General features: G+C 70.6%; 8 protein-coding genes. 4 read left to right on the forward strand and 4 right to left on the reverse strand.

Features of this window, described 5'->3' with window-relative positions; genetic code table 11:
- Positions 1 to 89: 89 nt before the first annotated feature.
- The 4 genes from E1161_RS07615 to E1161_RS07630 all read left to right on the forward strand — a co-directional run bounded on the left by E1161_RS07615 (position 90) and on the right by E1161_RS07630 (position 7189).
- On the forward strand, positions 90 to 2054 hold the full coding sequence (locus E1161_RS07615) for a TIGR03960 family B12-binding radical SAM protein (RefSeq protein WP_132621027.1): 1965 nt from the start codon (positions 90 to 92) through the stop codon (positions 2052 to 2054).
- Between the two features lie 219 nt (positions 2055 to 2273).
- On the forward strand, positions 2274 to 3068 hold the full coding sequence (locus E1161_RS07620; protein WP_132621029.1) for a TIGR03936 family radical SAM-associated protein: 795 nt from the start codon (positions 2274 to 2276) through the stop codon (positions 3066 to 3068).
- Between the two features lie 164 nt (positions 3069 to 3232).
- Positions 3233 to 6214: a translation initiation factor IF-2 N-terminal domain-containing protein gene (locus E1161_RS07625; protein WP_132621031.1), complete on the forward strand. Its 2982-nt coding sequence runs from the start codon at positions 3233 to 3235 to the stop codon at positions 6212 to 6214.
- 69 nt (positions 6215 to 6283) lie between these two features.
- The gene (locus E1161_RS07630; protein WP_132621033.1) at positions 6284 to 7189 is read left to right on the forward strand and encodes a hypothetical protein; all 906 of its coding nucleotides are present in this window, start codon (positions 6284 to 6286) and stop codon (positions 7187 to 7189) included.
- Here the strand turns inward: E1161_RS07630 and E1161_RS07635 are convergent.
- The 4 genes from E1161_RS07635 to E1161_RS07650 form a co-directional block, all read right to left on the reverse strand.
- The gene (locus E1161_RS07635) at positions 7174 to 8010 is read right to left on the reverse strand and encodes a helix-turn-helix transcriptional regulator (RefSeq protein WP_235874862.1); all 837 of its coding nucleotides are present in this window, start codon (positions 8008 to 8010) and stop codon (positions 7174 to 7176) included. The genes E1161_RS07630 and E1161_RS07635 overlap by 16 nt on opposite strands.
- A 93-nt stretch (positions 8011 to 8103) precedes the next feature.
- Positions 8104 to 11331, reverse strand: a complete 3228-nt coding sequence (locus E1161_RS07640) for an arabinosyltransferase domain-containing protein (RefSeq protein WP_235874863.1) — start codon at positions 11329 to 11331, stop codon at positions 8104 to 8106.
- A 132-nt stretch (positions 11332 to 11463) separates the two neighbouring features.
- Positions 11464 to 12435: a glycosyltransferase family 2 protein gene (locus tag E1161_RS07645; RefSeq protein ID WP_132621037.1), complete on the reverse strand. Its 972-nt coding sequence runs from the start codon at positions 12433 to 12435 to the stop codon at positions 11464 to 11466.
- Entirely contained in the window at positions 12432 to 14132 is a 1701-nt protein-coding gene (locus tag E1161_RS07650) for a hypothetical protein (RefSeq protein WP_207920141.1), read from the reverse strand. The genes E1161_RS07645 and E1161_RS07650 overlap by 4 nt, the downstream gene beginning before the upstream one ends.
- Between the last annotated feature and the right edge of the window lie 403 nt (positions 14133 to 14535).

Here is a 14535-nt window from a genome sequence, read left to right on the forward strand (position 1 = left end):
GTGAGATGACTGCGAGGTCGTTCAGCCGGGTCCCGCCCGGCTGAACGCCCCCGGTCGGCGCCCGGTCGAGGGACCTCTACCCTGGTCGCGTGGCTGTGGAGTCCGTTTTCGACAGGTTGGAACCCTTGCTGCCGCGGGTTTCCAAGCCCGTGCAGTACGTGGGCGGCGAGCTCAACTCGACCGTGAAGGCGTGGGAGGACGCCACCGTTCGGTGGTGCCTGATGTATCCCGACGCCTACGAGGTCGGGGTTCCCAACCAGGGTGTTCAGATCCTCTACGAGGTCCTCAACGAGCAGCCTGACGTGCTCGCCGAGCGCACCTACGCGGTGTGGCCGGACCTCGAAGAGCTGATGCGCGAGCACGAGATCCCGCAGTTCACCGTGGACGCGCACCGCCCGGTGGGCGAGTTCGACGTCTTCGGCGTCAGCTTCGCCACCGAGCTCGGCTACACGAACCTCCTCGGCGCGCTCGACCTGGCCGGAATCCCGCTGCACGCGGTGGACCGCACCGACGATCACCCCATCGTGCTGGCCGGTGGTCACGCCGCGTTCAACCCAGAGCCGATCGCCGACTTCGTCGACGCGGCGGTGCTGGGTGACGGCGAGGAAGCCGTCCTGGAGATCACCGAGGCCGTCCGCCGCTGGAAGGGCGAGGGCTGCCCGGGTGGCCGCGACGAGCTGCTGCTGCGGCTGGCCGAGTCCGGCGGCGTCTACGTCCCCAAGTTCTACGACGTCTCCTACGGCGACGACGGCGCGATCGCCGAGGTCGTGCCCAACCGGGAGCGCGCCCCCTACCGGGTGTTCAAGCGCACCACGATGGAGCTCGACGACTGGCCGTACCCGAAGCAGCCGCTGGTCCCGCTCGCGGAGAGCGTGCACGAGCGGATGAGCGTGGAGATCTTCCGCGGCTGCACCCGGGGCTGCCGCTTCTGCCAGGCCGGGATGATCACCCGTCCGGTGCGCGAGCGCTCCATCGAGGGCATCGGCGAAATGGTGCAGCGCGGTCTCGAGAACACCGGGTTCGAGGAGGTCGGCCTGCTGTCGCTGTCCTCCGCCGACCACTCCGAGATCGCCGAGATCACCAAGGGCCTGGCCGACCGCTACGAGGGCACCAACACCGGTCTTTCGCTGCCGTCGACCCGCGTCGACGCGTTCAACATCGACCTGGCCAACGAGCTTTCCCGCAACGGCCGCCGCTCCGGGCTCACGTTCGCGCCTGAGGGCGGCAGCGAGCGGATCCGCCGGGTGATCAACAAGATGGTCTCCGAGGAAGACCTCATCCGCACCGTCTCGGCGGCCTTCGCCAACGGTTGGCGGCAGGTCAAGCTGTACTTCATGTGCGGTCTCCCCACCGAGGAGGACTCCGACGTCCTGCAGATCGCCGAGATGGCCAAGGAGGTCATCCGCGCAGGTCGTGCGGCTTCCGGGCGCAAGGACATCCGGTGCACCATCTCCATCGGCGGGTTCGTGCCCAAGCCGCACACACCGTTCCAGTGGGCATCGCAGACCGATCCGGAGACCGTCGACGACCGGCTGCGCAAGCTCCGCGAGGCGATCAACACCGACCGCTCGCTGGGCCGCAACATCGGCATGCGCTACCACGACGGCAAGCCCTCGCTGATCGAAGGACTCCTCTCGCGCGGTGACCGCAGGCTCGGCCGGGTCATCGAGCGGGTGTGGCGCGAGGGCGGCCGGTTCGACGGTTGGAACGAGCACTTCTCCTACGAGCGCTGGGTGGACTGCGCCGAGAACGAGCTCGCCGAGCTGGGCGTGGACCTGGCCTGGTTCACCACCCGCGAGCGCACCGAGGACGAAATCCTGCCGTGGGACCACCTGGACTCCGGCCTGGACAAGGAGTGGCTCTGGGCGGACTGGCAGGACGCCCTGGAAGCCCGCGAGCAGGACGACTGCCGGTGGACCCCATGCTTCGACTGCGGTGTGTGCCCGACCATGGGCACCGACATCGAGGTCGGCCCGACCGGGCGAAAACTGCTCCCGATCTCGCCGGTCGGACAGGGGTCGCCGGTGCGGAATTCGGCGCTCGCGGACGGCTGACCTGCATGTTCGTGCGCGGTAGTGCGATCGCGCACGAACGTGCGTGAAGCCGTCGGCCAGGTACGGTCTGGATCGAAAACTTCCCGCTGGGTGTTGTCACCTCGCGGTTGAGCAAGCAAGCATCGTCAGCGACAGCGGTCCGGGGGGACCGGCGGTGACGATCATGGTCGGGGAGGCATTCTGAGTCGGCGAGATCACCCCAATCCTTCGGCGCCACCGGTGCAGAAGGTGCGCCTGCGCTACGCGAAGAGGGGCAGGCTGCGGTTCACCTCGCACCGCGACGTGGCGCGCACCTTCGAGCGCGCGCTGCGCCGGGCCGGCGTACCGATGGCCTACTCCCAGGGCTTCAGCCCGCACCCCAAGGTGTCCTGGGCGGGAGCCGTGCCCACCGGTGTGTCCAGCGAGGCCGAGTACCTCGAGCTGCAGTTAGTCGAACGCGTCGAGCCCGAGTCGCTGCGCGCCGAGCTGGACGCCGCCCTGCCTGACGGCATCGACCTGCTCACGGCGGTGGAGGCGCGTTCAGGGCCGCTCGCGGACCGGCTGGTGGTCAGCGAGTGGCGCATCGACATGCCCGGCACCGGAGTGGGTGAACTGCGCCAGGCGACTGAGCAGCTGATGGCCGCCGACAGCGCCCTGGTCGAGCGGATGACCAAGGACGGTCGTCGCACCATCGATGCGCGTGCCGCGCTGCTCAGCGCGGAGGTCTGGGAGGGTCCTCGGCCGATTGCGCAGCGTGATCAAAAACGCCGCGCGACCGCCCAGGTGGACGATTGGCCCGAGGCGTCCGCACCGTATGGGATACTCGTAACGGTCGTGCGGCAGACAACACCCGTCGTGCGGCCCGACGACGTACTGAGCGCCCTGCGTGTCGTCGCCGGTCTGGAACCGTCGGCCGCCGCGAGCGCGACCCGGCTGGAACAGGGTCGGCTCGATGACGGGGGAGGCATTGCCGACCCGTTGGCCCAGGACTCAGACGGCGACCGGACTCCGGCGGGTGAGCCCGCGGCCGGGTGACGGACGTGACGTCGTCGACCCGCCGTACGGCTTCCCGGCCTGCAGGTCCGGGGCGGAGGGACCACGAAGAATTGCCGTCGCCCGCGGGCGGCGGAAACTAAAAGATCGCACATGCCTCTGTGCGGCCGCGTCCACCCGGACGCGCCCGGGGGCGGAGGAGCTGGATGTTGAACATGGACACGCCCGCTGGGAACAACGCCAGCGGGCAATCGCCCACACCCACCCAGGATGCGCAGGGCACCATCGAGTTGCCCGCGAAGCTCAGGGTGCACGCGCTCGCCAAGCTGTTGGGAGCCAGCAGCCGGGAGATCATCAAGGCGCTCGACGAGCTCGGCGAGCCCGTCCGCAGCGCCCAGTCGAACATCAACCGGGACTTGGCCCTGCGCGTCGTGCAGACGCTCAACCCGGAGCTGGTCGCCGAGGAAGGTGAGGACGCGGCCGAGGCCGCCCCGGCTTCCGAGGAGCCTGCCGCCGGGTCGAGCGAGGCCGCTGAGGACGAGCAGAGCGCTTCGGTGCCCGCTGCGGACTTCGCGTCCCCTCCGTCCGAGACGGAGGAGTCCTCGGTCGGCCTGACGCCGCTGTTCGCGGCTCCGGAGGCCATGTTCCTGGCCCCGCAGCCGCCGGCGCAGCGCCCGGCCGCCGAGCCGGAGCCCGCCGAGGCCGCACCCGCCGCGCCGGTCGCGGAGCCGGCCGCTGAGGCCACTTCCGACGAGGGGGAGTCCGACTCCGCCTCCGACGGCGATGACGACTCGGGTGACTCCGGCAGCCGCCGCCGTCGCCGTCGTGGTCGCCGGGGCCGTGGCCGGGGACGCGGCGCCGACTCCGACAACGAGTCCGGTGGCGAGGACGGTTCCGAGGACAACCAGTCCGAGGCCGCCCAGACCGAGACCGGTGAGGGCTCCGAGGAGTCCTCCGACGAGCAGGCCGGCGAGTCCGAAGGCCAGTCCGAGGGTTCCCGCCGCCGTCGTCGCCGTCGTCGCCGCAAGGGCACGTCGGACGACGAGAGCGGCACCCGCGAGGACGACCCGCCGAACACCGTGGTGCACGTGCGCGAGCCCGCCGCCGAGTCCTCGCGGCAGGACTCCAGCGACGACGAGGTGCGCGCGGTCAAGGGCTCGACCCGCCTGGAGGCCAAGCGCCAGCGTCGTCGGGACGGCCGCGAAGCCGGTCGGCGTCGCGCGCCCGTGCTGTCGGAGTCGGAGTTCTTGGCCCGCCGCGAGTCGGTCGACCGCAAGATGGTGGTCCGCCAGAACGGTGACCAGACGCAGATCGCGGTGCTGGAGGACAACGTCCTCGTCGAGAACTTCGTGACCTCCTCGGGCAGCGGCTCACTGGTCGGCAACGTCTACCTGGGCCGCGTGCAGAACGTGCTGCCCAGCATGGAGGCCGCCTTCGTCGACATCGGCCGGGGCCGCAACGCGGTCCTCTACGCCGGTGAGGTCGACTGGGACGCCGCTGGGCTGGCGGGCAAGGCCCGCCGCATCGAGCAGGCCCTGCAGACCGGCGACAGCGTCCTGGTGCAGGTCACCAAGGACCCGGTCGGTCACAAGGGCGCTCGGCTGACCACCCAGATCAGCCTGCCGGGCCGGTTCCTGGTCTACGTGCCGGGTGGCGGCGCCACAGGCATCAGCCGCAAGTTGCCCGACACCGAGCGCAAGCGGCTCAAGGAGATCCTCAAGCGGATCGTGCCGGACAACGCCGGCGTGATCATCCGCACCGCCTCCGAGGGCACCAGCGAAGAAGCGCTGGACCGCGACGTGCGGCGGCTGCAGGCGCAGTGGGAGGTCATCAAGGAGAAGGCCGAGACCCCCGGCGCGAACGCCCCGCAGCTGCTCTACGAGGAGCCCGACCTGCTGATCAAGGTCGTCCGCGACCTGTTCACCGAGGACTTCTCGTCGATGACCGTCCAGGGCAACGACGCGTGGGAGACCATCGAGTCCTACGTCCAGCACGTGGCGCCCGACCTGGCCCCCCGGCTGGACAAGCACGTCGGCAAGAACGACGTGTTCCACGAGAAGCGGATCAACGAGCAGATCGCCAAGGCGCTGGACCGCAAGGTCTGGCTGCCCTCCGGTGGTTACCTGGTCATCGACCGCACCGAGGCCATGACGGTGATCGACGTCAACACCGGGAAGTTCACCGGCTCCGGTGGCAACCTGGAGGAGACGGTGACCCGCAACAACCTGGAGGCCGCGGAGGAGATCGTCCGCCAGCTCCGGTTGCGCGACATCGGCGGCATCATCGTCATCGACTTCATCGACATGGTGCTGGAGTCCAACCGAGACTTGGTGCTGCGCCGCCTCACCGAGTGCCTGGGCCGGGACCGCACCCGCCACCAGGTCGCCGAGGTGACCTCGCTGGGCCTGGTGCAGATGACCCGCAAGCGGGTCGGCACCGGTCTGCTCGAGGCGTACAGCAGCACCTGCGAGCACTGCCGCGGGCGCGGGCTGATGGTGTCCACCGAGCCGATCAACCACCAGCACGGCAACGGCGGTGGCGGCGGCGGTGGCGGCAACGCCCAGAGCGGTGGCGGCAGCGGTGGCCGCCGCAACCGCAACCGCGGCAAGCAGCAGGATTCCGACCAGCAGGCCCCCGAGCCCAAGGCCGAGCAGAAGGCCGAGCAGAAGACCGAGTCCAAGCCGGAGCCGAAGGCCGAGGTCAAGCCGGACACCAAGCCGGAGCCGAAGGCCGAGGAGCGCAAGCCCGAACCTGCCCCGGTCGAGTCGAAGGCCGCGGAGCCGAAGCCGGTCGAGCCGAAGGCCGAGGAGCGCAAGCCCGAACCTGCCCCGGTCGAGCCGAAGGCCGCGGAGCCGAAGCCGGAGCCCGAGCCGGTCGAAGCCGCCAAGCCCGTCGAGCCGGTCGCCGAGCCCTCGGCTGCCCCGCCCGCCCCGGCGGCTCCGGTCGAGCAGAAGCAGCCGGAGCCGGCCGAGCCGCAGGCGGAGTCCAACGGGGCCCGTCCGCGCCGCAAGGCCGTCCGGTCCGCCGGTAGCGCGGGCGCCCCGGTCCAGCCTCTGGTGGTGTCCAAGCCGGAGCCGAAGCAGTCGAGCGACGACGACGGCCTGGCCAACGTCGAGCCCGCCGCCCCGGTCCGCAGGACCCGCCGCCGCGCGGTCTCGCGCCCGTCCGGTCCGCCGGTCGAGGGCTGATCCGATCAACACCTGAAGTGGCCGATCCGTTCAAGAACGGGTCGGCCACTTCCGCTTAACGTCGGTGGCATGACTCGTTGCACACCGCAGCGCCTGGCGGACGCCGAGCGCTTCATCTGGCTCACGGCTCGCGTGCTGGAACAACGCCGCTTCGAACACCTCCACGCCGAGGGCTCGGCAGCGGCGGTCCACACCGCGCTGGAGGCCTACCGCTGCTCCGACGGCGGGTACGGCTACGGCCTGGAACCGGACGCGCGCGGCCCCATCAGCCAGCCGCTGCAGACCTGGACGGCGCTGACGATCCTGGACGAGATCGCCCGCTGCGCCGAGGCCGCTCCGGCCATCTGCGCCCACCTCGCCGCCATCACCCGCCCGGACGGCGGGGTGCCCGGCGGCGACGTGCGGCTCGGCGACTACCCGCACGCCCCGTGGATCCCGGTGGCCGAGGAACCCGAGGGGGCGCTGCTGACGACCGCGCTGCTGGCGGGTGTGCTGCACAAGAACTCCGTCGAGCACCCGTGGCTGTCGGGCGCGACGGAGTTCTGCTGGAAGCGCGTCGACGCGCTCACCGAGACCCACCCCTACGAGGCGATCGCCGCGGTCGCGTTCCTCGACCACGTGCCCGACCGCGAGCGGGCCGAGCGAGCGGCCGAGCGCATCGGCGGGTTGATCCGCGAGGCCGGTCACGTGCTGCTCGATCCCGAACGCCCGGAGCTGGCGCGGGTGGCTCCCGGCTACGCCTCCGGTGAGGTCCCGGTGGTCTGCGACTACGCGACGAGCCCGGCGAGCCTGGCTCGGCGGTGGTTCAGCGATGCCGAGATCGAGCGGGGGCTGGATCACCTGGCCTCGCAGCAGCGCGAGGACGGCGGCTGGCCGATCCACTGGCTGGAGTGGTCGCCGAGCACCGCGCTGGAAGGCAGACCCCGGGTCACGCTCGACGCGCTGCGCGTCCTGAGCGCCTACGACGCGGCCTGATCCCGCGCGAAGTACCGCTTCGGAGTCAGACCGGAAAGCCGGCGGAACTCCCTGCTCAGGTGGGCTTGGTCGGCGTAGCCGCAGCGGTGGGAGAGGTCGGCGAGCTGGTGCTCGCCGCCGCTGCGCACGGCCCGTTGGAACCGCAGCACGCTCACCAGCGTCTGCGGCCCGTACCCGACGGCGTCGCCGATCCGGCGTCGCAGCTGCCGCTCGGACACCCCGATCCGCCCGGCCAGCGCGCGCACCGACGGCGGTCGTCGATCGTCCAGGGCGGCGACCGCGACCGCCACGGCGGGGTCGGGCTCCCACTCGGCCAGTCGCTCCCGCGCGAAGCGCTCCAGCAGCGCAGGAGCCAGCTCGGGATGCTCGTCGACGGCGTCGGCGAGGTCGCGTCCTCGGGAACCCCAGATCTCCGTGGCGTCGACCCGCAGGTCCTGCAGCTCAGCTGCGGGGACGCCGAGCAGCAGCCGGGCCATCCCCGGTCGGGCCCGGATGCCGAAGATCGGTGCGCCGGCGTCCAGGCCGGAGACCCACGCGCCGGTGTCGGGACCGGCGGCCTCGACCCGTCCCGCTCGCCAGATCAGGTCGACGCAGCCGTCGGGCACGACCAGCTGAGAGCCTTCGACCGGAGCGGTGCCGTGCCCCCACAGGCAGGACACGAACCCCCGCAGCTCCGCCGGAGGCGATGACTCCCAGTACCGCACACCCAGCAGTATGCGACGCCACCCGGACAGGACCACCCGCCACCGCACGTCCTGCGGGGCGAGGGGAGCGTCACGTCGCCAGCGGACGGTTCGGCCCGAACCGTCCGTGATCAACACCGGTTCCACCCGGTCAGTCCGGACCAGAGACCGCCGAGGCCCGGAAACGCGCGAAGCCCCGGTCCCTCGGGACCGGGGCTTCGCCTGGGTGGATCAGTTCTCGTCCGTGTCGAAGGCCGGGATGTCGGTCCTGTCGTCGGAGCTGGGCATGTCGCCCGGCAGGTTCAGGCCCTGCGCGGGTGGCCCCGGAGACCACAGGCCGGAGTGCGTCTCGGTGTGCATCTCCAACGCCGCCGAGGCGGGCAACGCGTCCGGTGTGTAGGGGTGCACCTGGTACAGCGAGCCCCAGTCCTTCTGCGGGTCGTTGGTGAGGTAGGTCGGCAGGTTGCGCACGCTCGACGCCACCGTCATCCAGCCGAACGGCCCGCCCGCGTCCGGCGAGGACCAGCCCTCACCGGTGCCACGGACCTGCTCGCCGCCGCTGACCCGGAACTTCGGCATCTCCGCGATGCCGTTGTACAGCCCCGAGATTTCCAGGCACGGGTGAACGAGCCCGGCCGGCCACTCCACGAACGTCGGGTCGTCGCCGACGAACTGCGTGAGCTGGGTCAGCTTCGGCACGCGCGGTGCCGACACCGCCAGCCAGCCGCTCTGACCCAGGGACTGGTCGACCAGCACCATCCGCAGCTTGGTCGCGCCCTCGGCCTCGCCGCCGAGCATGTAGCGGTGCTCGCGCCATCCGGGCGGCGGTCCCTGCTCGACCGGGTACCGGTTGGTCAGCTGGAAGCCCTGCGGGGTGTCCTTGCCCAGTTCGAAGTAGACCTGGTTCGCACCCGTCTCCGAACCCGCGATGCTGATCGCCACCGGCAGCTTGCCGGACCGGGCCTCCTCCGGGATGTCGAGCCACGGCGTGCGCAGCTCACCGGTGCCCTGGCCCTCTTCGTCGTAGCTGCCCCAGACCGGGGCCTCGGGCCCGCCGAACTGGTTCGGTGGGCGCCAGCTCGGCGCGTCCGGTGAGGACTCGTCTGTCGGCGGCACGCCTGGGTCGTTGAAACCGACTTGCTTGGGCTGCAGGTACTGCTGGGCGTCCTCCTGGTTGGCCAATCGCTGCGGCGGCATCTTTAGATCGGGCTGCTTGGCCGGGGCCGGGACCGTCGGCTGCTGCGGGGACGCCTTCAGCACGCCCTCGCGCGGGTTGGTCTCCACCCCGACCGAGTCGGACAGGCCGCAGCTCTGCTGGGTGAGCTGCTTGATGTTGTCGGTGGCCAGCGTGTAGCTCGGCCCCTGCTCGACGATGCCCTTCCCGAACGCGGCGAGCTCACCGAGCACCATCAGCGCGCACAGCACCGACAGCGGCGCGGTGCCCCAGCGCAACGCGAGGTTGCGCTTCTCCTTGCTCTCCCAGCTCTCGTCGACGACCTCCGGGTTGTTCTCGTCGATCCGCAGGTGCTCGACCACGGCGATGATGCCGGTGATCGCCGCGAGCACCAGGATCATCGTGCTCGCCCTGTAGCCCTTGACCGACGGAGGCTTGTCGAACCACGGGACGCCCCAGCCGGAGACGTACCACCAGGCGTTCGGCCCGGTGGCGGCGAAGGCCAGGATCACCAGCAGGCCGGTCACGAACGCCATCCGGTTGCGCCGCGAGCGCAGCACGGTGGTGCTGGTGGCCAGCGCGGTGAGCGCCGCGAGGGCGCCACCGACCGCGGCGAAGATGCCGAAGTGGTGGGTGTGCTTGGTAGGCGTGAGCGCCAGCACCGCGAAGGACATCGCGGCCACCGCCAGCAGTCGGCGGCTCGGGCCCAACGCCGCACCACGGATTCGGCCCCGCCGCAGCAGCACCACGCCGCAGGTCGCCACGCACAGGATGACCAGCAGCACCGGCAAGCGGCGGCTGAGCGAACCGTCCGCGCTCTCGCTGAACAGCAGCAGGTAGCGGCTGAGCTCCTCGTACCAGCGGCCGTTGGGGCCGAAGGTCGTCTTGAGCTCCATCGAGTCCATCACCGACCGCCACGTCTGGTCGTAGAACACCAGCGTGAGGATCACGAACCCGGACGCCATGAGCGGCGCCAGCACCGGAAGCCAGCCGAACTCCTGGGCCCGCTTGCGCACCATCCGGTGCAGCGGCTTGAACCCAGCGATGTAGGGGAGCACGGCGATCAGACCGTGCGGGTTGACGCCCACCGACAGCGCGGCGGCGACCAGGCCCAGCGCGGCGGGCGTCAGCCGCTCGGTGCTCACCGCGCGCTCGACGGCGCACAGCGCGAGCAGCGAGAACAGCACCACGACCGGCTCGGCGCGCAGACCGTTGTTGTAGGGCAGCCAGAAGGCGAGGAAGACCGCGGCCGCGGCCCAGCCCGCGGCGTTGCTGCGCCGCACCTGCTGACCCAGCCGGGGGAGCACCTCGCGGGAGATCAGCAGCCAGCTGATGATGCCCATCAGCAGCGCGGGCAACCTGACCCACGGGGTCGCGGTCGACACCCTCACCCACAACGAGTAGACCTCGTAGAACCAGCCGAACGGCGATTCCGGGTTGGCGAACCAGCGGTAGTAGTTGCTGACGTAGCCGGCGCTCTGCTCCGAGCGCACCATGCTCAGCACGTAGCCGTCATCGGATGTCATCGCCCCGATCAGCCACCAGATCCCCAGCGCGACGAACACCGAGATGTCGCGCAGCGTCGGCTTCCACCAGCGCTTCGGCGCCAGACGTGGAGCGCGCCGACCGGCGAGGGCGTCCAGGCGTCGCAGGCACAGCACCGAGCCGATGAACGAGGCCAGGGTCAGCACGATGACGATCGTCTTCAGCGGTGTCGCCCACGAGCTGAACCGGTTGTCCACCCTGGCCTGGAAGTCCAGCCCGCGCACGTCGTCGCGGGTGTTGTCCAAAGTGGAGTAGATGCCGGTCAGCTGGGGACGCTGGTCGCCGGTCTGGTTGACCCAGCGCTCCTTGCCGATGGTGGCGGTGGTGCCCCCGGCGTCGGCGTGCACCTTCAGGGTGCAGTCACCGGCGGGCAGCGGGGTGGTGCCGATCTGCTGACCCTTGGAGTAGAGCAGCGCCTGCCCGTTGTCGACCTGCAGGACGAGACCGGTGAGCTTACCGGAATCCGAATCGGGCGAGTTGGTGCTCAGCAACAACCCCGGGCCTTCGGTTCTCGCGTCCAGGCTCCGCGCCGAGGCGCACGGGACCTTCGCGTCCAGCCACACCGGTGCGTAGGTCACCAGTGGGGCGGAAACCGACTTGGTCCCCTCCGCTGTCGGCCACCGCAACGTCCCCACCTTGTGGTTGACGGGGAGGAACGGGACAAGTAGCGCCAGGACGGTGCCCACCAGCCCGAGAAGCGTGGCGAGCAATCGCAATTTCTTCGCCGACTCTTGCTGCACGGTGGAGACCATACGGGCGATGACAGGGTGTGTTCTGCCGCCCCCTGGCCTATTTCGCATTTGCGTCAGGTAATGCGCAATCGCTTTGTCAGGAGCTCGTTACCGCGCTGTGCTCAGAGATGAAATGTTCGGTCACGAAGCGTGTTGTTCGGAATTCGCGGTTCGCGTGGTCTGGTCCGCGACCAGCACCGTCACGTCGTGCTCGCGTTCGGTTCGGTGCAGCACAAGTTCGGCCAGGAGCCCCAGCGAGATCATCTGAACTCCGAAGATCTCCAGCAGGATCCCGAGTGTCAGAAGTGGACGAGTTCCAATCGGTTCTTCGGTGAACAACCACACCCCGGTCAAGTGCAGCAGCACCAGAGTTCCCAGAGTTCCCGCCAGCATCCCGAGCCCGCCGAACAGGTGCGCCGGACGGCGTCCGTAGCGGGTCAGCGCCATCACCGTGAGCAGGTCCAGCGCGCCGCGCGCGTAGCGCTCCAACCCGTACTTGGACACCCCGTGCTGGCGCGCCCGGTGGTTGACCGTTCGCTCCACGACCCGGTAGCCGAGCTGGTGCGCCAGCGCCGGTATGTAGCGGTGCAGCTCCCCGTACAGCGGAACTCGCCGGTACACCTCGGTGCGCGCCGCCTTCAGCCCGCAGTTGTGGTCCGACAGCCGCAGCCCGGTGATCAGGCCGGTGAACCAGTTGAACACCTTGGACGGCAGCCGCTTGCGCAGCGGGTCCTTGCGCTGCGCCTTGTGGCCGCTGACCAGGTCCGCCCCGGAGTCCAAATCGGCCAGCAGCCGGGGGATCTCGGAGGGATCGTCCTGCAGGTCGGCGTCGAGGGTGACCATGAGCTCACCGCGCAGCTCGGAGACCCCGGCGGCCAGCGCAGCGGCCTTGCCGAAGTTGCGGCGCAGCCGGATGCCCCGGATGCGGGGGTTCAGCGCGGCGTGCTCGGCGATGACCTGCCAGCTGTCGTCGGTGCTGCCGTCGTCGACGACCACCAGCTCCCACTCGCGGTGCTGGCGTGCCATGGCCTCGCTGATCTCGGCGAAGAGCTCCGGCAGGCTGTCGCGCTCGTCCTTGGCGGGAGCCAGCAGCGAGACTACCGGGACGTTCATCGCGCCACCTGCGGTTCCTCGGTGAGCGGCCGGATCCACCAGCCGTCGGGGAACTGGAACGCCACGCGCAGCGAACCCGGCTGGGCGGGGGCGACCGCCTGGAATCCGAGCCCGCTCTCGATGCCGGGTGTCGCGGCCTCGGCGTCCGAGCGCGGGATGTCGACCACGCCGCCGCCGACGACCGTCCCGGTCTGGTCGAGCACGGCCACGCAGCGCGCGCGTTCGATGCCGGAGATCGCCCAGCCCTCGAGCATCCGCGCGCCGCCCTGGACCTGGTCGGTCTCGGCGTTGAGCACGACGTCGCGGCCGTCCGGTCGCGGTTCGCGCAGCGAGTCGACGCTGGGCGTGCGCCAGGTCGCGGTGCTGACCCGGTCGCCCACGTTGAGCCCGTCCGGGCATCCGAGCGAGAACTCGGGCGAGAAGGGGTAGTGCCCGAGCGCCTGGAGGCGGGGCAGCAGCTGACCGGGCGAGGGGAACCGGTCGGTGAAGGCGTCGGGGTGCCCGATCCGCGCGGCGACCGCCAGCAGCTGCTGGTTGGGCGCGTCGGCCCGCACGCCTTGCGCCATCGGAGCCCCGAGCGCAACCGTTGCCAGCACCGCGACGCCCACCGCGACCGCGCGGAACTGCGCCCAGCGCGCCCAGGCGACCACGATGACCAGCACCGCGATCCACAGCGCTGCGGTCATGCTGTTGTAGCGGCTCTGCAGCCCGGCCGACTCGCCGAACGCGGCGCGCGAGCCGGAGATCATCACCGCGCAGCCCAGCGCGTGCACCGCCAGCCCCCACCACGGAGCGGCGACCCGTCGCTCGGCGGTGGTCTGGTTCGCGTGGAGCACCAGCACGCCGAGTCCGGCCACGCCCGCCAGCAGCGCGACTGCGGGTTCGGTGCCGGTCCACACCATGCCGAGCATGCTCAACCCGGCCAGCATCGCCTGCGCCGGATCATCGGTCGGCGAGCTCCCGCCGCCGCCCTGCGGGCCGCGCAGCAACAGCCAGGACGCGACCACCACGAGCCCGACCACCAGCGGGGTCGCGACCCACGTCCGCCGGTCGCCGCGCAGCCACGCCACCAGCGCCAGCGCCGGCCACACCGCGAAGGAGGTGCCGTAGCTGATCGAGGCGAGCAGGCCCAGCACGACGGCGATCACGCGGTGCTCCCGGTGCATCGCCAGCAGCGCGCCCAGGACGAGCAGCATCGCCAGGATCCAGGAGGCGCCGCTCATCGAGCGCACGTAGTTGTGGATGCCGTGCGGGTTGAACACCAGCGTCGAGGTCGCCGCGAGGAGGCCCGCCCGCTGCCAGGGGTCGAGGTGCTTGGGCAGCATCGCCAGCACGAGCAGGACGCAGCCCACGCCCATCGCCAGCACGGCCAGGCCCAGCGGCTGGTTGAGCCCGTGCCCGAAGCGGGCGCTGAGCCAGAACAGCAGGCTCGGCAGCACGAACGGGTGCTCGTTGCGGAATCCCAGCAGCGCTTCGGGGCGCAGCGAGCCGTCGACGTCGGTGATGTCGAGCAGGACCCACCAGTAGTCGTAGAAGTGCATCTGCGGGTAGCGCAGGATCTCGCGCAGCATCATCAGCGGCGGCACGACGGCCGACAGCCCCAGCAGCAGCGGACCGAAGCGGAGCACCGGACCGAGGGCGGCTGGTGTCGTCGGTGCGGCGGCCTGGCGGCAGGTCTCCGAAGCGGTGTCAGTCACTCTGCGTTTCCCCAGATCATCACGAGCGGCCACTGACGGTAGCAAGGGCAGGTCACGATGGTTGCGGAACGGGAAGATCTGGCCGGTTTGCGCCACGGCGGCGGGGCGGTTCGCCGGTGCGCGGTGAGTTCGCTTATGCTGTTCCGGCTCGCCCGTCAGCGCGAGATCCGCGGATCCGCACTGGTGGTACCGCCCCGGTCGATCGGGGACGGAAACCTGGTCTGTATGATGGGTGAGAACTTCTCGCCGCCGGACGGGCGGAGAGATTAAACGCCTGTTTCGAGTGCGGTCGCTCGCGCGGTCCTCGCTGCCGAGGCAGGAACCCACCGAGACGCTGCACCAGCGGCGTGGTAGGAAGCCCCGATCCTCGTGATCGTGGCGGACGTCCGCCGCAACTGGTGAA

The organism is Saccharopolyspora aridisoli (assembly GCF_004348445.1).
Lineage (GTDB): Bacteria > Actinomycetota > Actinomycetes > Mycobacteriales > Pseudonocardiaceae > Saccharopolyspora > Saccharopolyspora aridisoli.

Coding starts and splice junctions, on each gene's coding strand:
- E1161_RS07630 (WP_132621033.1), top strand. CDS start 6,284: ATGACTCGTTGCACACCGCAGCGCCTGGCGGACGCCGAGCGCTTCATC.
- E1161_RS07645 (WP_132621037.1), bottom strand. CDS start 12,435: ATGAACGTCCCGGTAGTCTCGCTGCTGGCTCCCGCCAAGGACGAGCGC.
- E1161_RS07625 (WP_132621031.1), top strand. CDS start 3,233: ATGTTGAACATGGACACGCCCGCTGGGAACAACGCCAGCGGGCAATCG.